Origin of the sequence: Shewanella sp. OMA3-2 (genome assembly GCF_021513195.1) — a bacterium.
In the GTDB taxonomy this organism is placed as follows: domain Bacteria; phylum Pseudomonadota; class Gammaproteobacteria; order Enterobacterales; family Shewanellaceae; genus Shewanella.
Window position 1 is genome coordinate 3,660,785 of sequence record NZ_CP090974.1, and the last position, 21,938, is coordinate 3,682,722.

The 21,938-nt window shown below is 41.2% G+C and carries 22 protein-coding genes; 15 read left to right on the forward strand and 7 right to left on the reverse strand.

Annotation, left to right across the window (positions count from 1 at the left end):
* Positions 1-58: 58 nt before the first annotated feature.
* The 3 genes from L0B17_RS16135 to L0B17_RS16145 all read left to right on the forward strand — a co-directional run bounded on the left by L0B17_RS16135 (position 59) and on the right by L0B17_RS16145 (position 2,570).
* Positions 59-688, forward strand: a complete 630-nt coding sequence (locus tag L0B17_RS16135) for a peroxiredoxin-like family protein (protein ID WP_235086220.1) — start codon at positions 59-61, stop codon at positions 686-688.
* Positions 689-1,009: 321 nt separating this feature from the next.
* The gene (locus tag L0B17_RS16140; RefSeq protein ID WP_235086222.1) at positions 1,010-1,642 is read left to right on the forward strand and encodes a DUF2913 family protein; all 633 of its coding nucleotides are present in this window, start codon (positions 1,010-1,012) and stop codon (positions 1,640-1,642) included.
* A gap of 142 nt (positions 1,643-1,784) precedes the next feature.
* Entirely contained in the window at positions 1,785-2,570 is a 786-nt protein-coding gene (locus tag L0B17_RS16145; RefSeq protein ID WP_235089875.1) for a substrate-binding periplasmic protein, read from the forward strand.
* Here the strand turns inward: L0B17_RS16145 and L0B17_RS16150 are convergent.
* A complete protein-coding gene (locus tag L0B17_RS16150; protein ID WP_235086223.1) occupies positions 2,497-3,069 on the reverse strand; it encodes a DsrE family protein in 573 nt (190 codons plus the stop codon). The genes L0B17_RS16145 and L0B17_RS16150 overlap by 74 nt on opposite strands.
* An 84-nt stretch (positions 3,070-3,153) precedes the next feature.
* Here L0B17_RS16150 and L0B17_RS16155 point away from each other — a divergent pair, with 84 nt between their 5' ends.
* The 4 genes from L0B17_RS16155 to L0B17_RS16170 all read left to right on the forward strand — a co-directional run bounded on the left by L0B17_RS16155 (position 3,154) and on the right by L0B17_RS16170 (position 5,608).
* Positions 3,154-3,657: a GNAT family N-acetyltransferase gene (locus L0B17_RS16155; protein WP_235086225.1), complete on the forward strand. Its 504-nt coding sequence runs from the start codon at positions 3,154-3,156 to the stop codon at positions 3,655-3,657.
* 244 nt (positions 3,658-3,901) lie between these two features.
* Positions 3,902-4,153, forward strand: a complete 252-nt coding sequence (locus L0B17_RS16160) for a DUF2960 domain-containing protein (protein WP_235086227.1) — start codon at positions 3,902-3,904, stop codon at positions 4,151-4,153.
* 14 nt (positions 4,154-4,167) lie between these two features.
* Positions 4,168-4,677 carry an RDD family protein gene (locus L0B17_RS16165; RefSeq protein WP_235086228.1) on the forward strand — a complete coding sequence of 170 codons (510 nt, stop codon included), beginning with the start codon at positions 4,168-4,170 and terminating at the stop codon, positions 4,675-4,677.
* A 235-nt stretch (positions 4,678-4,912) separates the two neighbouring features.
* Positions 4,913-5,608 carry an aspartate/glutamate racemase family protein gene (locus tag L0B17_RS16170; RefSeq protein ID WP_235086230.1) on the forward strand — a complete coding sequence of 232 codons (696 nt, stop codon included), beginning with the start codon at positions 4,913-4,915 and terminating at the stop codon, positions 5,606-5,608.
* Between the two features lie 169 nt (positions 5,609-5,777).
* Here L0B17_RS16170 and lptG read toward each other — a convergent pair whose 3' ends face one another.
* Entirely contained in the window at positions 5,778-6,836 is a 1,059-nt protein-coding gene (lptG, locus tag L0B17_RS16175) for an LPS export ABC transporter permease LptG (RefSeq protein WP_235086231.1), read from the reverse strand.
* Positions 6,833-7,948, reverse strand: a complete 1,116-nt coding sequence (gene lptF / locus L0B17_RS16180; RefSeq protein WP_235086233.1) for an LPS export ABC transporter permease LptF — start codon at positions 7,946-7,948, stop codon at positions 6,833-6,835. The genes lptG and lptF overlap by 4 nt, the downstream gene beginning before the upstream one ends.
* Positions 7,949-8,222: 274 nt before the next feature.
* On the opposite strand from lptF, the gene pepA reads away from it, so the two are divergent.
* The 5 genes from pepA to L0B17_RS16205 all read left to right on the forward strand — a co-directional run bounded on the left by pepA (position 8,223) and on the right by L0B17_RS16205 (position 15,538).
* Positions 8,223-9,731, forward strand: coding sequence for a leucyl aminopeptidase (gene pepA / locus L0B17_RS16185; RefSeq protein ID WP_235086234.1), 1,509 nt, complete (start codon positions 8,223-8,225; stop codon positions 9,729-9,731).
* Between the two features lie 149 nt (positions 9,732-9,880).
* The gene (locus L0B17_RS16190) at positions 9,881-10,330 is read left to right on the forward strand and encodes a DNA polymerase III subunit chi (RefSeq protein WP_235086236.1); all 450 of its coding nucleotides are present in this window, start codon (positions 9,881-9,883) and stop codon (positions 10,328-10,330) included.
* Between the two features lie 32 nt (positions 10,331-10,362).
* Entirely contained in the window at positions 10,363-13,275 is a 2,913-nt protein-coding gene (locus L0B17_RS16195; protein WP_235086237.1) for a valine--tRNA ligase, read from the forward strand.
* 235 nt (positions 13,276-13,510) lie between these two features.
* Positions 13,511-13,849 (forward strand): PBPRA1643 family SWIM/SEC-C metal-binding motif protein, encoded by a 339-nt coding sequence (locus L0B17_RS16200; RefSeq protein WP_235086239.1) that lies wholly within the window; start codon positions 13,511-13,513, stop codon positions 13,847-13,849.
* Between the two features lie 150 nt (positions 13,850-13,999).
* Positions 14,000-15,538, forward strand: a complete 1,539-nt coding sequence (locus L0B17_RS16205; protein ID WP_235086240.1) for an MFS transporter — start codon at positions 14,000-14,002, stop codon at positions 15,536-15,538.
* Between the two features lie 154 nt (positions 15,539-15,692).
* Here the strand turns inward: L0B17_RS16205 and L0B17_RS16210 are convergent, their stop codons facing one another.
* On the reverse strand, positions 15,693-16,409 hold the full coding sequence (locus L0B17_RS16210; protein WP_235086241.1) for a 16S rRNA pseudouridine(516) synthase: 717 nt from the start codon (positions 16,407-16,409) through the stop codon (positions 15,693-15,695).
* Between the two features lie 77 nt (positions 16,410-16,486).
* On the opposite strand from L0B17_RS16210, the gene glnD reads away from it, so the two are divergent.
* From glnD to L0B17_RS16225, 3 genes are all read left to right on the forward strand, one after another.
* Complete coding sequence (glnD, locus tag L0B17_RS16215; RefSeq protein WP_235086243.1) at positions 16,487-19,135, forward strand: [protein-PII] uridylyltransferase; 2,649 nt, start codon at positions 16,487-16,489, stop codon at positions 19,133-19,135.
* Positions 19,136-19,281: 146 nt separating this feature from the next.
* A complete protein-coding gene (locus L0B17_RS16220; RefSeq protein WP_235086244.1) occupies positions 19,282-19,782 on the forward strand; it encodes a YcxB family protein in 501 nt (166 codons plus the stop codon).
* A 100-nt stretch (positions 19,783-19,882) separates the two neighbouring features.
* On the forward strand, positions 19,883-20,209 hold the full coding sequence (locus L0B17_RS16225) for a hypothetical protein (protein ID WP_235086246.1): 327 nt from the start codon (positions 19,883-19,885) through the stop codon (positions 20,207-20,209).
* A 96-nt stretch (positions 20,210-20,305) separates the two neighbouring features.
* On the opposite strand, the gene L0B17_RS16230 is transcribed toward L0B17_RS16225, so the two are convergent.
* From L0B17_RS16230 to L0B17_RS16240, 3 genes are read right to left on the reverse strand one after another with little or no spacing between them, the layout of a single operon-like run.
* The gene (locus L0B17_RS16230; protein WP_443019901.1) at positions 20,306-21,115 is read right to left on the reverse strand and encodes a CsgG/HfaB family protein; all 810 of its coding nucleotides are present in this window, start codon (positions 21,113-21,115) and stop codon (positions 20,306-20,308) included.
* A 4-nt stretch (positions 21,116-21,119) separates the two neighbouring features.
* The gene (locus L0B17_RS16235; protein ID WP_235089879.1) at positions 21,120-21,509 is read right to left on the reverse strand and encodes a curli assembly protein CsgF; all 390 of its coding nucleotides are present in this window, start codon (positions 21,507-21,509) and stop codon (positions 21,120-21,122) included.
* A gap of 20 nt (positions 21,510-21,529) precedes the next feature.
* Positions 21,530-21,892, reverse strand: a complete 363-nt coding sequence (locus tag L0B17_RS16240) for a curli production assembly/transport protein CsgE (protein WP_235086248.1) — start codon at positions 21,890-21,892, stop codon at positions 21,530-21,532.
* Positions 21,893-21,938: the final 46 nt, after the last annotated feature.

Consider the following 21,938-nt stretch of genomic DNA (forward strand, 5'->3'; position numbering starts at 1 on the left):
AGCTGATGCTCAGGTCTAATCGATTATCGAATTCTATTTTACCTATTTAGGAACCTGTATGCTGAATAAACTCGTCCTTGCTGCAACATTAGCCCTTACCAGCTTAACCGCTATCGCCAAGCCAATTGCTTTGAATGAAAATAACATTAGCCCACTGCTTAATGGTCATGAGATCCCCGATGTCACATTAAAAACAGTTGAAGGTAAAGCCATTAATTTGAAACAACTTGTTAGTCAAAAAAAGACTATGTTCTTTTTCTATCGCGGTGGATGGTGTCCATTTTGTAATGTACAAATGGGACAATTACAGGCAATTGAGCCTAAATTAATTGCAATGGGGATTCAGCTGGTTGGTATATCACCCGACTCACCCGAAAAGCTGCAAGCTTCGATGACAAAAAACAAACTCAACTACTTGTTACTTTCAGACGAGAATATGGCCGCAGCACAGGCGTTTGGTTTAGCTTTTTACACCAGTGATAAAGTCACCAGTATGTACCAAGCAAAGCTTGGTGTGTCGAACACATTACATAAAATGCCTACGGGTGAAGCGCGTTTAGTTTTACCTGTGCCTGCTATTTATTTAAGTGATAAAACTGGTTTGATTCAGTTTATGTATGCCAACCCGAACTATAAAGTCCGTGCTGCACCTGAGCTTATTTTAATGGCAGCCAGTTTGGTTGAGTAACCTTCTTTTTTAGCATCCATCTCCATGCGCCACTTTTGGGTATAACAGCAATGCTGTTGTACCCTTTTTTTACTTTATTGTATTGGTTCGATTAATTTATCAGCAAACTCACTTAACAATAATGACCACCTTTGCCTCATACCTAAAGTAATTAAGCCTGCTATTTTTAAAACCTTCGACCGCTGAACAAATTCTCAACTTATCGTGCCAATATCAGATATAAAAATGTCAGAATCGCTCAAGTCCAAGTACACTATAGATTAACGATAAAACTCACTCTGTATTAACGATATAGCACCTGCACTGGAACATTGAAACAGCATGACTGAAACCTATAACTCAGCAGTACTTAATTTAGCTGTCACTGGCATACATGATTTAACCGAGTCGAATAAACAACACAAAGGTGTTCGCACGCCTGCACAAGAAAGCCACTTTTTATGCAGCTGGATGGTCGACTCTCTGAAAGCTAAACGCTTTTCAAAACTGGTTGCCGAAGATTTAACTCAATGGATCCGTCTTGGTAGAAGCCAAGGGGCAGGCGCACAGCTAAAGCAACTGTTAGAGCGCATCGTTATTCAATATCAAGATGCTAAAGCCGCTAAATTAGGCGATGCATTAGATGCAGTGTTAGCCGATTTTGCACAGCAAAACTGGTTAGTGGTGACTGACACCCCATTATCAAGCAAGTTAAAATTAGACGGCGATGGTCAATCCAGTGTGGTGGTTTGTGCTGTTCAAATGAAAAGTCATCGTAAAGATGCTGAATTACTAAAACCGATAGCATTGTATGTTAGGGGCGATGAAAATGTGCTTGCAGAAATAGCACTGCAACATGGCTTGTTAATTAGCCAGGCTAATAAAAAAACCACTTTAATCAAACACCACAAAACCTATCTAGTCATCCCAAAGAATCAACATGCAAGCTTATGTTTACTGGCAAGGTTAAAGTAATTACATTGGGTTATAAAAAGGTTGAATAATTGCTTCAAGCTGATATATCTATTAGCAGGTTGTTTTCAAAAAAGGATAATTCTTGAAGCCTTTATTTTGTAACTTGTCTTTAACGTTTCTTTTAATACTTTCCAGTCACGCCATGGCTGAAAAACCATTAAAATATAATGTTAATGGCTCAAGTAGCTGGGTTCCCTATTACGTTCCAAATCAACCAGAACGTCCAGGTATACTTGGCGAACTCGTGCCGCAAATTTTAAGCTTGGCTGAAATTAATAATGAGAAGCACAATTATCCGCCAAAACGCACTAATCAAGCATTAGATAACGGTTTATTAGATTTTGACTTTGTCAGCCCTAGTTGGTTTCCTAACAAAGATATAGGGGATAAGTTTGTTAGCTCAGACCCTATTATTGAAATTCAAGAAAATATCATCACCCTCAAAGATAATGCTAGTGCATGGAATAATATTGACAGCATTAAAGGCCAAGTTATTGGCACCGTTAGAGGCTATTTGTATCACGATGACGCCTTGTTTACCCGATTTGACTTTACCTCTGAGCGAGAACTGGTAAAGGCACTACACAAAAACCGTATTAACGCGGCTATATCAGGTAACTTGCCTGCTTTATATTGGAGTAAACAATTTAATCTTCCTATTACATTAGCTGCCGAGCATTCAAATGGAGTATTGGTTATGCGCCTTAGAAAAGAGCATAAAGATTTACTACCAAAGATAAATGCAGCTATCGCGACTCTAAAAGCCAATGGCACTATTGAAGCAATGATTTATAAATACACTCATCAAGCTACTTTTAGTGAGTCAACTCTCAAGGTTAAAACGACAACTAATTTTAGAAAGGATTCATGCTATAACCTTGCTGAGCTAGCACAGCGTGAGCTGTTAACGCTGATAATGCTAACTTAACCTCCGGTAATAAGTCATTCTGGCTAATTCCATAATACGCCGCTGTTTGACCACATACATAAAACTTCACCTGATATTTGTTCAGCTCAGCAATTAAAGGTTGATTGGCGTTAGGAGTATTTTTATGAGTTTGCTGATACATCGCATTGTTGGTCATATCCATAGCAGCCTTACCATGTACCACCAAAGCTAGCTCAATATCCTCAGGTTTAACCCCTGCAGCCACATGCATATTAATAAATCGAGCCAAAGTATCAATCTGTCTATTTACTTCACCAGCATTAGCCGCCGAGCCGACATCAAAAGCGACTTTAAATTTCATATTTTGGGGGATAGTTAATTGGCTATCAACCTCTGCAACTTTTCCAAAGTCTTTAATAACAACACCAGGTTTAAATGCTGCTAACCCTGAATTCGCATAACTTATTTGGCTAAATGACATCAGCATTAAAAATACTAGGCTAATTACTATTTTCACGGCATTAGATAGTTGATACATAATGTTTCCTTCATGAGTAAGAGTTGTTCATCGGTTATCATCACAGATATACTCACTGCTGCTTATTTGATTAACAGAGTTATCATGAAAATACGACAAATTACCGTCAAAGATTGGCCTGCTATTATGGCTATTCAGGCTAGTTGTTACCATGACATTAATCCTGAGTCATTGGAAGTCATGCAAAGTAAATGGCAGAGGTCACCACAAAGCTGTTTGGTATTAGAGCACCATAATCAAATTGTTGCTTATATACTTTGCCACCCTTGGCTAAAGGGCGATGCACCTAAATTAAATACTATCTTAACGGTAGTAAATGACACCCAATCACTTTATATTCATGACATGGCGGTGTCACCCGCAGCACAAGGTTTAGGCATAGCGAAGCAACTCGTTAACCACATTATCCTTACATCAGTTGAGTTAGGGTTTTTCGGTATTGGTTTGGTGGCGATTCAAGGCGCGGGCGAGTTTTGGCAGCGTTTTGGCTTTAAGCCTTTGACTGATATTAGCCCAACATTATTAACATCTTTAGCAAGTTATAATCATGATGCTTGCTATTTGTTCCTTGAAACTCAAAGTGAATAGTCACTAGCATTTTGGATTTGAGTCATATTTATTGCCCGTTCCCGTAAATCGTATTGGTTATACGCTAATGAACGTGGGACAATTAAACATTCAGCAAGATGCGATCATTTAAAGCTTATTTGTTGCCTTTGCAGCATGACCTCAAAGAGCGATACAAGCTAGATGACCTTCTGGCAAATTTATGCATTCTCGGTGCAGTATATTTTATTTTTATAAGCGACATATGATCGCATGAGGATTGTGAATGGCACGCCAAGTGATTTATACCTTTAAAGGCAAAACCAAAACGATTGCCTTTAGCTACGACAAACACCACGACCTTTACGAAGCAGCTGCTGAAGCTGAAGGGATCGATTTGACGGGCTTTCTGGCAATGGAACAACAAGTGGCTTTAACCTCTAAAAAAGGCGCCAAAGCAGAAAAAGAATTCCGTCAAACAGAATTTGCACGTTTTGGTTTTACTAGTATTAAATTTGTTCGTGAAGATGAAGTATAAGAAGGCTAATTGATATGTTAAATGCAGAACACGCCAATTTTCCCCGTGCAAGTTTTATACGCCGTTTAGGCGCAATGATTTATGACGCCTTGCTTGCTGTTGCGGTATATATGATTGCCGGAGCGATTGGTTTTGGGGTTTTCTATGGCTTATCTAGCACAGGAATAATGTCATTAGGTGGTTATGAGCATATATCAGACACGCTAAATAACACCCCTGTTTATCAAGGTATTTACCAGTTATGGCTCGCTTTATGTGTGGGTGGCTTTTATGCATTATTTTGGAGTAAAGGCGGCCAAACCCTTGGCATGAGAGCATGGCGCTTAAAGGTTCAGCATCCTAATGGTCAAAACCTCAGTTTTATTACTGCTTGTGCCCGTGTCATCTGGTCAATATTAGGACTAGGCAACCTATTTGTTTTATTAAATAGCGACAAATTAGCCCTACAAGATAAGATGACTCGCTCTGAAATAGTCGTATTATCAGTTGAAGCAAATCAGATGCGCAACTGGCATGGTGCTTAAGCCTATCCTGATCTAACGTTAAGTTTACCTGCATTATAAAATACGCGCTTCGGCGCGTTTTTGCTTTTTACGCTGACTGTTATTTTCATTGTATTTAGCCCAGTGATACTGCCTAAAGCATCTCAAATTATAATAAATCACAGCTCGAAATAATAAGAATGGATATTAACAATAACAAATTGCCCATTAGCTTTTCAACGCTGAATACTGCGACCTAACCATAAGGATATATCAAATGAGGACAATAGGATTAATTGGCGGCATGAGTTGGGAAAGTACTCAAAGCTATTATCAAGTGATTAATCAGTCGATTAAGCAAAGGTTAGGTGGACTTCATTCAGCAAAAGTGATTATTTATAGTGTTGATTTTGCTGAAATTGCAGCATTACAAACTCAAGGAGACTGGCAAGGTGCCGGAAGAATGCTCGCTGACGCAGCCCATAAACTAGCACTTATTGGCGCGGATGCCATTGTAGTGTGCACCAATACCATGCATAAAGTCGCCCCGCAAATTGAGGCGAGTATTAATATACCACTGCTGCATATTAGCGACGCTACCGGTCAAAAATTAGCCGACAACAAGGTCGTTAAAGTGGGCTTATTGGGGACTCAATTTACTATGGAGCAAGATTTTTATAAAACACGTTTAACCCAAAACTTCCCTATCGAACTTATTACACCGAATCAGCAAGACAGAGAAACAATTCATCGCATTATTTATCAAGAATTGTGTTTGGGTAAAACACTGTCCGGCTCTCGAAAAGAGTATCTGGATATTATCGATAAATTAGCACAGCAAGGGGCGCAAGCAATTATTCTAGGCTGTACAGAAATAGGCTTACTGGTTAAACAAACGGATACCTCAATACCGCTTTACGATACAGCCCAGATCCATGCTGAAGCAGCTGTTGAATTTATGCTGAGCAAATAGCGCGATAGAGAGCAAACACGCCATTATACTATTTGGCTTTCATAACGTACTTTAATCTGTTGCATTAACCTAAGCAAAAACAAAAAGGCCACATTAAGTGGCCTTTCATTTATACCCAAACACTAGCTTAAATCTATACCCAAACACTAGCTTAAATCATCGGTTAATACTATTTTCTAATATAATAAAAAGCCAAACTGGTAAATAGAATACTTGGGGTTACGGCGCCAACCACTGCGGGAAGATCATATACCATACTCATAGGACCAAATATTTGGTTGCTGATGTAAAAACTAAATCCAGCCACCACACCAAGCAAGACTCTTGCCCCCATAGTAACCGTTCTAAGTGGTCCAAATACAAATGACAATGCCACTAACATCATTACAGCAACTGTTATGGGTTGCATTATTTTACGCCATAGCGCTAACTCATACCGGCTCGGATCTTGTTGATTAACTTCTAAATATTCTAAATATCCCAGTAAACCTTGAATCGATAACGCTTCGGGCTTAACCGATACCACGCCCAACTTGTCTGGTGTTAACGTTGAACGCCATTGCTCTGTCGGTGTTTCGATTAACTCAATTCTATCATCTGATAAGTGAGTGGTGGTTACCCCAGTTAATTGCCATTCATCTTGTTTAAAATCTGCATGTTTAGCTTGAGTAAGCTGTACTAGCTTTGACTGCGCATCAAATTTGTATAAGGTAATATTATTAAGCTTATTGATATCTTGCACTTCACCAATATTGACAAACAAATCGCCATCTTTTGCCCAAATACCGCGATTAGATTTAATTAAACTGCCACCGGATATTTTAGTTGCCTGAAGTTCCTTGGCTGATTGCTCTGCTACGGGCGCGCCCCACTCGCCTAAAGCCATGACCATTATCATTAAGGGAATAGCCGTTTTCATTGCCGACAAGGTGATTTGTAAACGTGACATGCCTGAAGCTTGCATGACCACCAGCTCAGAATTAGACGCTAGCATCCCCATACCAATTAGCGCACCAAGCAATACCGCCATCGGGAAAAACATTTCAATATCACGCGGCACTAAATAGAGTACATAAACTCCGGCATCCATCATGGTATAACTACCACGCCCAACCAGTCTGAGCTGATCAACCCACTTAATAATGCCTGATAGGCCAGTTAACACTAACAAACACAGTGCCGAGGTACTCAAAATTATCCGTGAGATATATAAATCAATTATATTCATGCGCTCACCTGCTTATTGCGTTTAAACAGGCTCAAAAATCTGACACTTGCCGGCCTTTCTTTACCAAGTAATAACACCCCCATCACCAGGGCGCAGCCATGTATCCACCACATACCTAAATACAATGGAATAACTTCATCTTGTAAGGCTTTACGTCCTGCAACCATTAAACCAAAATAGCCTAGGTACAATAAAATAGCCGGGAACATTTTAGCAAACTTACCTTGGCGGACATTCACCCTTGCCAACGGAACCGCAATCAAGGTTAATAATGGAATAGATAATGGAATAGCCAAGCGCCATTGAAACTCAGCAACGGCCTCAGGCCCTGTCGCGGTTAATAACTCATTAATTGGCATAGCAGAAAGCTTGCGGCTACGCTCATCCACCTCTTGCTCTTTAATTTCCATTTTATAGCCGCCAAACTCAATGATTTGATAATTCATTGCATTAGGGCTGCCCTGATAACGTAAACCACTTTCAAGCTTTAACTGCTGGCTACCAAACTCATCCTCAATCACTTTACCTTGCTGCGCCACCACAATATTAGTGAGCCCTTTTTCATCGCCAACCTCAGGCAACTGGGCAACAAAGACCTTACCTAACTGATTATCTTTACTGATAGTTTCCACAAACAACACGGCACGGCCATTAGGACTTGTTTGAAAACGTCCTTGGGTTAATGCAGCAAGACCAGCCTCAGATTGTGCTTGTTCAAGCACTTGGTTTTGCCTTTCTTCTGCCCAGGGAGAAACATAGATAGCCAAATAAGCGGTAAATATCATATTAAATACCGCTAAAATCAGCGTAACCCTGGTGACATACCACTCACTGACACCCACGCCATGCAATACCACCATTTCATTTTCGGCATACATTCGGCCATGGGCGAGTAATATTCCCAAGAAGAAACTTAAAGGCAGAATGAGAACGGTTAGTTGAGGTAAATTTAACCCCAATAATGTCAACACTAAAGAGGCGGGGAATTCGCCGTCAGACGCATCCCCAAGAACGCGAACAAATTGTTGGCTAATAAAAATAGTTAACAGCACTGTCAGTACGGCTAATTGTGCTTTTAAAACTTCACCAATCAAGTATCTAAATACAATCACAAATAGGTTCCAAGGGCTAAACGTATCTTTTTACTGGAATCAGAGGTACTTTCATGTAAACTGTTTACTTTTAGCAGTTTTGATAGTTTTCTGACCAGCTCGTAAGGTGCTACACAGCTAGGATTCAGGCAAATTAAGTCGGTATTTTTATAACGCTTATTTTGTCTATGTACCAGTAGCTTATCACCTTTAATTTGATCTGTGGCCTTTAAGCCTTAATATGAACATTATCTTATAAATATAAAAATTTGTCTTTAAGAATCTAGGAGTGCTCATGGAGTTTAGCGTAAAGAGTGGTAGCCCCGAAAAACAACGTTCAGCATGTATTGTTGTAGGTGTATACGAACCTCGCCGTCTATCAGGCATTGCTGAGCAGTTAGATAAAATTAGTGAAGGTTACATTAGTAACCTTCTTCGTCGTGGCGACCTTGAAGGTAAGCCAGGACAAATGTTATTACTTCACCATGTCCCGAACGTGTTAAGTGAGCGAGTATTATTAGTTGGTTGTGGCAAAGAGCGCGAGTTAGACGAGCGCCAATACAAACAAATCATCACTAAAACCATTAATACCTTAAACGAAACAGGCTCAATGGAAGCGGTATGCTTTTTAACTGAACTGCACGTTAAAGGTCGTGATACCTACTGGAAAGTACGCCAAGCAGTAGAAACCACGCAAGCCAGCTTATATAGCTTCGATGCGCTTAAAACCCGTAAAGGCGAGACTCGTCGCCCACTGCGTAAAATGGTCTTTAATGTGCCTACACGCAAAGAACTTACTATAGGCGAGCGTGCCGTAGAACATGGTATGGCGGTGTCTGCAGGTATGCATTTGTGTCGTGACGTGGCAAATATGCCACCTAACATCTGTAATCCAGCTTACCTAGCATCGCAAGCCCGTCAAATGGCTGAAACCTATGAAACCTTAAAGGTATCAACGGTTGGCGAAGAGCAAATGGCTAAGTTAGGTATGAATTCATACTTAGCGGTCGGCCGTGCCAGCGCCAATGAATCCATTATGACCATTATGGAATATCAAGGCGCGGTAGATAGCACTCAAAAACCAATTGTACTTGTTGGCAAAGGCTTAACCTTTGACTCAGGCGGTATTTCATTAAAGCCAGGCGAAGCTATGGACGAAATGAAGTACGACATGGGCGGCGCTGCTGGAGTTATTGGCGCCATGAAAGCACTGTGTGAAATGAAGTTACCAATTAATGTGATTGGTGTACTAGCTGGCTGTGAAAACATGGTTTCAGGTAGTGCATATCGTCCAGGCGATATTCTTACCACAATGTCAGGCCAAACGGTTGAAGTATTAAACACCGATGCTGAAGGTCGCTTAGTATTATGTGACGTATTAACTTATGTTGAACGTTTTGACCCTGAATTAGTAATTGATACCGCCACCCTAACGGGTGCCTGTGTTGTTGCATTGGGTAAACATGCTTCAGGTTTATTCAGCTCACATAACCCACTTGCACATGAGATGTTAAATGCGGGTGAGCAAAGTGGTGACCGCGCATGGCGCATGCCACTTTGGGATGAGTATCAAGACTTACTAGACAGTCCTTTTGCTGATATGACTAACTTAGGTGGTCGTCCAGCGGGCGCGATATCTGCTGCGTGTTTCTTATCGCGCTTTACCAAAAAATACAATTGGGCACATTTAGATGTGGCCGGTACAGCTTGGAACAGCGGCGCAAATAAAGGCTCAACAGGTCGTCCAGTACCGATTTTGACTCAGTTCTTGATTAACCGCTCAGGTATTGATATCAACGAATAAGTTAGCTTGTAAATCGATAAATATTAGAAAGGTGAAGAAGCAATTCTTCACCTTTTTTGTTATCAACACCATAGCGTTTACCCATTAACCTAGATAACATTTTAGTGTAAACTCACCACTATCTTAACCTCTGCAAACAGCATCGACTTATGACTCAAGCATTGTTTTATTTAATGCCAGAAAATAGCCAGCAAACAACTGCTTTAGATGCGCTTCATTTAGCTGCTTGCAGGTTAGCTGAGCAACAATATAGGCAACAAAAACAGGTCTATATTCATTGCCAAGACAGACAACAAGCGTACGCGATTGATGAATTATTGTGGCAATTTGAGCCAAGCAGTTTTGTGCCCCATAATTTGAAAGGTGAAGGCCCAGTGACGGGTTCACCGGTTGAAATTGGTTTTGATACCCTAGGGCCCAATAAAAGTCGTCAAGTTCTGATTAATCTTGCAGACCAAGCCCCCCAATTTGCGGTAAACTTACCGTATATTATCGATTTTGTGGCTAATGATGACACACTAAAAAGCATAGCAAGAAAACGCTATCGTGATTATCAAACGCTTGGGTGCCAAGTGACTACCCAAACATTAGCTGAATAAACACTAAATTTAGATTGAGATAAAACGCCCCCATGGAAAAAACATACGATCCTAAGTCTATCGAACAAGCGCTTTACCAAAATTGGGAAGAGCAAGGTTACTTCAAGCCACACGGTGATGAATCACAAGGCAATTACTGCATCATGATCCCACCACCTAATGTGACAGGTAGCCTGCACATGGGTCATGCATTCCAAGACACCATTATGGATACCTTGACCCGCTACCAACGTATGAAAGGTAAAAATACCCTCTGGCAAGTGGGCACTGACCACGCCGGTATTGCTACCCAAATGCTGGTTGAGCGTAAACTTGAAGCAGAAGAAGGTAAAACCCGTCACGACCTAGGCCGTGATGCTTTTATCGACAAAGTATGGGACTGGAAAGAACAGTCGGGCGGCACGATCACCAAACAACTTCGCCGCATGGGCGCATCGGTTGATTGGGATCGCGAACGTTTCACCATGGATGAGGGTTTATCTAAAGCCGTTCAAGAAGTGTTTGTGCGCCTGTACGACGATGAACTGATTTACCGCGGTAAACGCCTAGTAAACTGGGATCCAAAGCTTCACACTGCTATTTCTGATTTGGAAGTAGAAAACAAAGAAAAACAAGGCCATATGTGGCACTTCCGCTATCCATTGGCAGAAGGCGCATTAACAGCCGACGGTAAAGATTACCTCGAAGTCGCCACTACACGCCCTGAAACCATGTTAGGTGACAGCGCTGTAGCCGTGCATCCAGATGACGAACGTTATCAGTCATTGATCGGTAAGTTTATTCACCTGCCTATCGTTAATCGTTTAATTCCGATTGTGGCCGACGACTATGTTGACATGGCATTTGGTACAGGTTGTGTGAAAATCACCCCAGCCCATGACTTTAATGACTATGAAGTCGGTAAGCGTCACGCCCTGCCTATGTACAACATTTTCACCTTAGATGCTGCAGTTCGTGCCTTTGTTGAAGTGATTAATACCGATGGCACCCCAAACAAAGACGTCGAAATCGCCCTACCAGAGCGTTATGTTGGCCTAGACAGATTTAAAGCCCGTGATGCTATCGTCGCAGAGTTTGACACTTTAGGTTTGCTTGGCAAAATCGATCCACATGCCTTAAAAGTACCCTATGGCGATCGCTCAGGCGTGGTCATTGAACCATTACTGACAGACCAATGGTATGTGGCTGTTCAATCAATGGCAAAAACCGCGATTGAAGCAGTAGAAACTGGCGAGATTAAGTTTGTGCCACAGCAATACGAGAACATGTATTTCTCGTGGATGCGTGACATCAACGACTGGTGTATTTCACGCCAGCTTTGGTGGGGACACCGTATTCCAGCTTGGTATGACGAAAACGGTAAAGTATACGTTGGCCGTAACGAAGCCGAAGTGCGTGCTAAACATAAGCTTGCCGACTCAGCCGTACTGCGTCAAGACGACGACGTATTAGACACCTGGTTTAGCTCTGCATTATGGACATTCTCAACCTTAGGTTGGCCTGACAACTTAGAAGACTTAAAAACCTTCCACCCAACGGATGTGTTGGTTACTGGTTTTGACATCATCTTCTTCTGGGTTGCCCGCATGATCATGATGACCATGCATTTCATCAAAGATGAAAACGGCAAGCCACAAGTGCCTTTTAAAACCGTTTACGTTACCGGTCTAATCCGTGATGAAGCGGGTAATAAAATGTCGAAATCAAAAGGCAACGTCCTTGACCCATTAGACATGATTGACGGTATCGAGCTTGAAACCTTAGTTGAAAAGCGTACTGGCAACATGATGCAGCCACAGCTTGCAGCAAAAATTGAAAAGAGTACTCGCAAAGAATTTGCCGATGGCATTGAAGCGCACGGTACTGACGCATTGCGCTTTACCTTAGCGGCAATGGCCTCAACTGGCCGTGACATCAATTGGGACATGAAGCGTCTTGATGGTTACCGCAGTTTCTGTAACAAATTATGGAACGCATCACGCTATGTGTTAATGAACACTGAAGTGCAAAGCGATCCTGAAAGCAACGAAGCTGGCGAGCCGTTAGATTGCGGTCAATTATTAGTGGATGGCAAACCTGGTGTGATGGAGTTGTCATTAGCCGATCGTTGGATCATTGGTTTGTTTAACCAAACGGTGAAAACCGTTGAAGATCATATGGCTGCCTATCGTTTCGACTTAGCTGCGAATACTTTATACGAATTCACCTGGAATCAATTCTGTGACTGGTATTTAGAATTAACTAAGCCTGTTATGCAAAATGGCACTGAAGCGCAAATGCGCGGAACGCGCCACACTTTGGTTAATGTGCTTGAAAAAATGCAGCGCTTAATGCATCCATTTATGCCGTACATCACCGAAACGATTTGGCAGCGTGTTAAACCACTTGCTGGCGTAACCGGTGACACAATCATGTTAGCGCCGTTCCCTACGTATCAAGCAGATCAAGTTGATGCTACAGCAATGGCCGACCTTGAATGGGTTAAGCAAGTGATTGTTGCTGTGCGTAATATTCGTGCAGAATTGAATATTGCCCCTTCAAAGCCGCTTAATGCATTACTGCGTGGCGTCAGCTATGAAGACCGTATTCGTCTTGAAGCTAACCAAACTTTCTTTACCAGTTTGGCTAAACTAGAAACCATGACAATCCTAGTTGAAGGTGAAGCTGCACCTATGTCTACCACGCAATTTATCGGTAACATGGAGCTATTAATCCCAATGGCAGGCTTAATTGATGTCGCGGCAGAAATGGCCCGTATTGATAAGCAGCTTGAAAAGCTTGGTCAGGAAATTAGCCGTATTGAAGGCAAATTATCTAATGAAGGTTTCGTGGCTAAAGCCCCTGTAGCGGTTATCGATAAAGAACGTGAAAAGCTAACAGGCTTGAGTCGTGACATCGACAAGTTGAATGAGCAAAAAATTGAGCTAGCTAAAATAGAAGCTTAATCAAATAATTACATTGCTACCAAAAACCAGCGATACGTCGCTGGTTTTTTATTTAATTAGCTAGCCTATTGCAAGTTCATTCAACGCAGTTAGCGAGACAAAGGGCTGTTTGAAAACCTTTTATTATCCCGAGTTCAGGTTATTTAGTACTAAACTAAAACTTTAATATCGCATTTTGCGTTTTTGCTGTATAAGCTTGCGCCAATATCATCATTCTATTTAATGGGTCACCACCATGTCTGATAAGTACTTTTTCAAAGGGCGTAGAACCCCAAAGCCAGCCTATGGCGAAAGTGGCTATAACACCAAACGCGCGACTAAACCAGGCACAGAGATTTCACCTTTGCTTTTATCAGTACAAACTGAAGCACGTAAAGTTGAAGTGGCAGCCCTAGTTGCCGAGCATCAGTTGTTTGCTAACATCACTGTTGATGCAGACAAAGCTGAAAATATCATTGAGTTAACCGGCTTACTGAACAAGCCTAAAGCGGTTAGTTTTGAGGCAAAACCTAATCGTAATGATGTCTGTTCATGTGGCAGTGGTAAAAAATATAAGAAGTGTTGTGGCGCTTAATCGATAACACGATAACATGCTTATTAGCGACAAACTGAAGCGGATCATATGATCCGCTTTTTTATTGCCTTTGGAATTTATCCATAACTTAGGTAGAGTGTCTGTCGTTAATAATCTAACTGTGTAAAACATAAAATAAAAGGGTGACTTATGAGCACTAATTCACACTCGGGCAACGACCTTAGTGAAGTAAAACAATTGGGAATGTGGGCCTCTATTACTAGCCTTGGCTATATTTTCTGGCTAGTCGGTGGCATGGAGCTTATTGAACGTATCGCTTACTACGGCGTCAAAGCCAGTGCGGGTTTATATGCCAAATCGCCAGTGTCTGAAGGTGGTTTAGGGATAGATTTACATGATTACGGGATTATTATTGCTGTTTGGGCAATGATGCAAACCTTTATCCTGGTATTTACCGGCGGAATATCCGATAGAGTCGGTTATAAAGAAACTATTTTTGTTTCAACCATTATCAAAATCATGGGCTATCTTACCATGGCGTTGTTCCCCGACTTTTGGGGTTTTATGTTCGGTGCCATGCTATTAGCTGCCGGTACTGGAGTATTTAAACCTGGTATTCAAGGCACTTTAGTGCTATCGACCAAGCGTGAAAATACCTCAATGGCCTGGGGCATATTCTATCAAGTGGTGAATATTGGTGGTTTTTTAGGACCACTGGTTGCCGTGCATATGCGTCAATTGTCATGGGACAACGTCTTTTATGCCTGCGCGGTGATTATCTCGTTCAACTTTTTATTTTTACTGGCCTATAAAGAACCTGGTAAAGATGAGCGCATCGAACGCGCCCGTAAAGTAAAGTCTGGTGAAATCCAACAAGAAGCACTGTGGAAAGATGCCTTAAGAGAACTGAAAAAGCCAATCGTCATTTACTACATGCTAGTGTTTGCCGGCTTTTGGTTTTTATATAACTCATTATTTGATGTATTGCCAATTCACATTGCTGAATGGGTGGATACCAGCATTATTGTCACCTCCTTATTTGGCCCAGAAGGCACCAGTAACGGTATTTTACAGTTCTGGTTGGGGTTAAATAATGAAGGCACTAAAGTGATGCCAGAAGGCATGCTGAACTTAAATGCCGGTATGATCATGACCACCTGCTTTTTAGTCGCCGCCTTTACGGCTAAATATCGTATCACCACAGCTATGCTAGTGGGCTGTATTTTAAGCATTGCCGCTATTATGTTGGTCGGTGCATTTAATGCGGCATGGATGATTGTGCTGGCGATTGTGATGTTTTCTTTCGGCGAAATGATGATAAGCCCAAAGAAAAACGAGTTTATGGGTAACATTGCCCCTGAAGGTAAAAAAGCCATGTACTTAGGTTTTGTCATGTTACCACAAGGGATTGGTTGGACATTAGAAGGCTATTTTGCGCCTAAGCTTTATCAAATCTACGCGTCCAAAGAAATTATCTCGCGCAATGAACTAGTGACTCGCGGTATGAGCCAAACTGATGTTGACGCCATTCCACAAGGGGAAGCTTTTATGCGCTTAGTTGATTTTACCGGCATGGAAGCTCAACCGTTAACGCACATGTTATATGAGGCGAATAATATAGGTATGGCTTGGTATATTATCGGTGCAATTGGGATTATCTCTGCGGTAGGTATTTTCATTTATGGTAAGTGGTTACTGACGATGCAACGTCAAGAACAACAGGCTTAACTAAACTAAAGTTAAGCATTAGAAATTAATGGCTAGAGGTTAATAACTAGATGTTAATGACTAGATGTTAATGACTAGATGTTAATGACTAGAAATAGAAAGAGGCGCTCAGCGCCTCTTTCTATTTATGTCGTAACAACCAATTATGTCAGTATCAAAAAGTGAGCTTAACAGAATCTATTTCATCCACTGATAACGCTCTAAACTCACCTAATTGTAAGTTATTATCTAGCTCAATCTGACCAATAGACTCGCGATGAAGTGCGACAACAGGATTATTAAATCGACCAAACATGCGTTTAATTTGATGATACTTACCTTCATTCAATTCAACTATTGCCTGATGACGAGAAACAATAGTCAATTTTGCCGCTTGTGTCGTTATGCCCTCATATTCAAACCACATACCTTTAGCAAAAGCTACAGCATAAGTCTCATCAATCGGATTAGCCAAGGTGACAAGATAGCGTTTAGTCACTTTATTATCAGGTGACATTAATGCTTGTGACCACCTTGCATCATTGGTAATTAATAGCAGACCGGTTGAATTTAAATCCAGTCGCCCAGCAATATGCAATAAGTCTTTATCGACACCTTTTAATAAATCTAACGCGGTTTGATGCTGTTCATCCACAGTGGCACTGACCACACCTTGCGGCTTATGTAACATCCAATAGGCGCGCTGACGTTGTTGCAACACCAGCCCTTGGCACTCAATCACACTAAACTCGTCAATTTGAGTATCTGGCGACATGACCATATCGCCATTAAGCAAAAGTTGCTGATTAGCAATTAAGCTTCGCACTGACTTTTTAGGAATTTGGAGCTTTTTAGCGATAAAGGTATCGATTCTGCCGCGTTTTGAGGCCATGACCTATACTATTTCAAAGTTGAGTTAACCCGCATAATACCTTACTCTGTCAGTGGGGAAAACAAACAAGGAGTAACATGATTGCGCAACCTGCTTGTACAGAATTACACTCTGGAATGAGTATTAGCGAGCTTAAGCACGCTATTTCATCGTTAGATAAATTTTTAGCAGACAATATCTTACATTGTTCAATAAATGAAACGCTGACTAACCGGGCGAATTTTTTTGATACCTTGCTAAGCTTACTCTGGTGTGATCATCAATTAGACCCTAGCACTATTTCTTTAAATGCTGTTGGAGGTTATGGCCGTCAGACCTTACACCCCTTTTCTGATATCGATATTTGTATCATTCACGATAAACCGCTTAATCAACAAGACTCTGCCAAGATAAGTGCTTTTCTTACCCAACTATGGGATTTAAATCTAGATTTAGGCCACGGTGTACGTACCTTACAAGACACCTACCAAGCTTGCAGAGATGATGTCACTATTGCCACCAGCTTATTAGAAATTCGTCATATCGCTGGCAATAAACAACATGAACACCAAGTACTCACCGCCTTATATGGTGACGAATTATGGCGCAGCGATACCTTTTTTGAAGCTAAACTCGCCGAGCAACAACAACGTCATACCAAAGCACAGGGCACGGCATACAGTATTGAACCCAATTTAAAAACCAGTCCAGGCGGCATGCGTGATTTACAAACCTTGACCTGGGTGGCGCGTAAACATTTTGGTGTTGGCGATATGCTGACATTAAGAAGACGCGGATTTTTTACCAATGATGAATATGCCGAATTGTTAGAGTGTCAAAACTTTTTATTCAGAATACGCTTTGCTTTACATCAAGCAGCAGCGCGCGCTGAAAACCGTTTATTACTGCAATATCAAGCAGAAGTAGCCAAGCTAATGGGATTTGGTGTAGGCAGCCCGTTAGGCGAAGGTGGCAATATTGCCATTGAAAAAATGATGCGCCAAATTTTCCGTGCCATGAAGCGTATTCGCGAATTAAATCAATTATTAATGGCTTATTTTGCCCGCGAAATATCGCCTAATACGCAGTCACATGTCATTCCAATTAATGAAAAATTTGAAATTGTCGACCAGCACATTCACGTACGTGATGAAGATGTGTTTATTGATCGCACCCAAATCATGGCGTTATTTTTATTAATCGCGACCCATAATGATCAAATTATTGGCATCAGCCCTGAAACCTTACGGTTACTTCGTCAAGTTCGTCGTCGTTTAATGGGCGACTTACAAGATTTTCAAGCATGCCGCGAAACCTTCAAAAAGATCTTTAACCACCCTGAAGGTATGGGGCTGGCAATTACGTTAATGCATCAGCATGGCATTCTAGCGTCATATTTACCCCAATGGCGTGAAGTTGTAGGGCAAATGCAGTTTGATTTATTTCATGCCTATACAGTAGATGAGCATACCCATAAATTGCTTAAAAACATCTATCTATATGGTGTTGATCGCCAAAATGGCACTATCGATAATGATCGCAGACTTGCGGCAGATATTTATCAAAAAATGCCCAATAAGTCGTCACTGCTATTTGCGGCATTATTCCATGACTTAGCCAAGGGGCGTGGTGGTGATCACAGCATACTAGGGGCTGTAGATGCGAGCTTATTTGCCAAGTTTCATGGTTTAAAACTCTCGCATGAACGCTTAATTTGCTGGTTAGTTAAACACCATTTATTGATGTCTATTACCTCGCAACGTATGGATATTCACGACCCTGATGTGGTTAACCGTTTTGCTAAAGAAGTCGGCAGCCAAACTCGTTTAGACGCCTTATATTGCTTAACTATTGCTGATATTCAAGCCACTAATGATGACCTGTGGAATAACTGGAAAGCGGCGCTGTTAAAAGAGCTGTATTTTGCCACCCGTAAAGCATTGCATAATGGCTTTGAAAATGTACAACAGTTACGCGCCATTGTTCGTGACCACAAACAGGATGCCACCCAAATACTGCAAGCAGATGGTGTTGATATAGATACCATAAAAGCCTTATGGAAACGTTTACCGCTGTCTTTTTTCAGTCATGCAGAGTCTGATGATATTGCGCGTTACAGCAAAGCATTGATCAAACATCAGCGACAACCCGAATACGACAGCCAATTTGAAACCTTAATTTTAATCGACAATGTAACGGTTAAAGGTTGCAGCGATGTGTTTGTTTACAGCAAAGACAGGCCGGGATTATTCGTTAAATTATTTAATGCTCTAGCGACATTAAAAATTTCTGTTAAACAAGCGCAAATCTCTAAAACCAAAGACGGTTATGTGGTCGAATCCTTTAAAGTATTAGACTTTGATGACTCACCAATTTTGAGTGAGTCACGTCGAGCACAAGTGCTTAAAAAGCTCTATAACGTTCTCGACCATGATGCTAAGCTACCTAAAATACGTCAACCACGTACCCATAACAGTTTTGAAAACCAGCTCAGTATTGAGTTTTTATACTCACGTCAATCCACTCGTACAGTGCTGAATGTGTCAGCGTTAGACACCAGCGAATTTATGGAACAAATTTCCAGTGCATTTAGAAAACAAGAACTGACTATTCACAGTGCAAATATTAGCACTGTGGGCGAGCGGGCGGATAACGTGTTTTTATTATCCAACGCCCAGGGCCAACAACTTGATAAAGCTGAGCGTCAGCAACTAACCGAACTGCTCAATCAAACGGTCGGGGATTAATTAACGATTCTGTCCCGCTAAAATTAGCGGTGTTCATCATTGCGGTAATCATAGCGGTTAGCGGTATTTTCATTTTGCATTAATAACAACCCAGTAAAGTGATGAGATAATCACCCAGCCGACACTTAATAGAGCTAACACAATATATGACCCAGCCAGCAACCTTTAGCCATGAATTCACCCTTGATAAACGCTATTTTGCCGAAACCTACGATGCATCGGTCGATCCAAAAATTAAGCCGAAGGATTTTATTAAATCGGCTATTTTTACCCTTATTGGACTGGGAATTCTGTTGTCAACCAATTTGGGCAACAATGAACTTGCCAATAAAAACATCTATTACCTAGGATATTTCTTCATCGGCCTAAGTGTAGTTGAAGCATTGAGTATCAAGTTCAAACGCACCTGGTGGTTATGGCGTCAAATGATGAGTAAGGCGGCCAACAACAATGCCACTTTAACCTTAAATGAAGAAGGTATTCACACACGGTCAGCCTATGTAAACCAAACAATCTTATGGACAGATGTTTATCGTATAGCCGAAACAGATAGCGGATTTTTAATTACGTTAGCCAAGACTAAAAGCTACCTTAGCAAACAAGGTTTACCAGCAGATACACTGGCCTTTTTACGCAGCAAAATATAACCACAAAATATTCATCTCAGGGTATATGAACTCTAGTCATACCGTGCAACTTGGATTATGATTTGTCTCATAACGATAAAGTGCTATCTAAATAGGACATATGATGAAGTACCCTGCTATCACCCTAATTTTTTCTGGCTTAATGCTAGTGGCTAATGCCGCTATTGCCCTACCACAACCTTCGGTTAAAGATATTGTCTCTTTAAAAGCAGCCTGTGCTGAAATAGCCCAAGAAGATTCATTACCTGAAAGCGAGATTGCGCCATTTCTACTAGATTGTGTTAACGATCAACTTAACGAACGTGGTTATGAGCGAGTAGAAAACCTTGACGGTATGCCTCAAAATATTGACAGTGAACAAGGTGAAAACCCTACTGAAAAATCATTAATTGAATTGTTAGTTGAAGAAGACGATTTAAATCAATAAGTGTTAAAAATAAAAACACCTACTCATTCGTAGGTGTTTCTATTAACTCGTTTTTATTATCTGTTCGCTTGTTTAGCTTGCTTTGCCTAACTTAGCTTATCCCGCTTCGATGCTAGCAGCATTAGTATCAGCACTTTCAACCGCTTGCCAATATCCTTGCTTAATTCCTTTGGTAATCATTTCAGCTACCGCTAACTCTATTGCCTGTAATACACAAAACTGTACCGGTTCATTGGTGGTAAATCCTACTTCAGCTTCGGCTAATCGATTCAAGCTAGTAAAGCGAAACAACCCCGCACGCATCTCTTGTGACAGCACACGTTTAGTGGTCGACACTGACATCATTACTTTACCGCTATGTACATCAACCGCACGCAAATAAATAGTTACCTGGTCTTCACGGTACATCTCTGAGGCACCAATGCCATAATATTCAACACCTGCACCACCTGTGCTGGTATTGGTTTCATAACTGATAATTCCACCTTCTAACAATAAACGTGCATTAGCCAAGCTGGGGACATCATCACCTTTACTGCCTTGCTTATGACTAATTTTGCGTTCAGTTAATAAATTTTGTAAACCTTCGCGCTCAACTGGGGTAAACCATTTAGAGTCCAATAAAGTTTGTATCAACATTGACGTCGCCCCTTGGGTAACGGCGGTTGAAAAAGAACTGACATTGGCTTGGGGTTTATATTGTCCGGTTTGATCCCTAAATGAATAAACCGCGACAGGAATAGGAAACTTAGGACCAGATTGAGCTTGAAGCGCTAACATTGTTTCACTAATTGGATTAACTTGTGCTTCGGTTAAATTAAGATCCGGTTTAGGTATTAAACTACAGCCAGAGGTTAAACCGACAAACAGCACAATACACAAAGAGAGAGAGGATAATTGTTTCATCAAGTTAGACTCCATATGTCGGCATTTCAATCACTGTCACTTCACCCGACAGTAAATTGGTAATTGTTAACATAACGCCGTTTCCGGTTGAAACAACTTCAACTCTAAAATCCCCAGTGTCATATACACCATCAGTAATTTCACCATCAGCCACACCACGGGTGATGGTGTTAATAATATTTCGCTCTAAAGACTCTTTAAAGCGAGTGACAAAATCTTTGCTACTAGTTGCTGATTGATTGTCATTTTGTGAATTCGCCTTATTGAGTAAAAAAGACCCATTTAAAGGTGAACCACCAAAGCTTGGGTTAACTGGGGTATACACTAATTCAGTAGCGGCAAGGTTACCCACTAACAATGTGCTAACACTTATCGTCAGCAACTGTTTAAACATCCTGTTTTTCATTTTTTGTCCTAAAGTCCGTTTGATGGAATAGCCATTTCATTAGTCAGCGCACTGGCTCTTACCTGGGCAATATAATCAATAGTAATTAATAGTGCCTGCTCAGCGCGTTCTTTAATTGGTGCTGCACGCCGTCCAAAATGGGTTCGATATATTTGTGTTCCGTTGACCTCTAATGTCAACAAGGTCCCCGCTTGAGGGTATACCGTCTCATAAAGAGTAACATTGAAGCCTTGGGTAAAGGGAAGGTCACGCCAATAGCCTGAATAATAAAAACCGAAATCTTTACCAAAGCGAGTTAAGGTCCGATCAATCACTAAGCCACTAATTTCAATATCTGACTCTTCGGCACTAACAGGAATAGCTAATGCCATCGATGCACATAGCAATAAACAGCTCAAAGACCACTGGATCATGAGT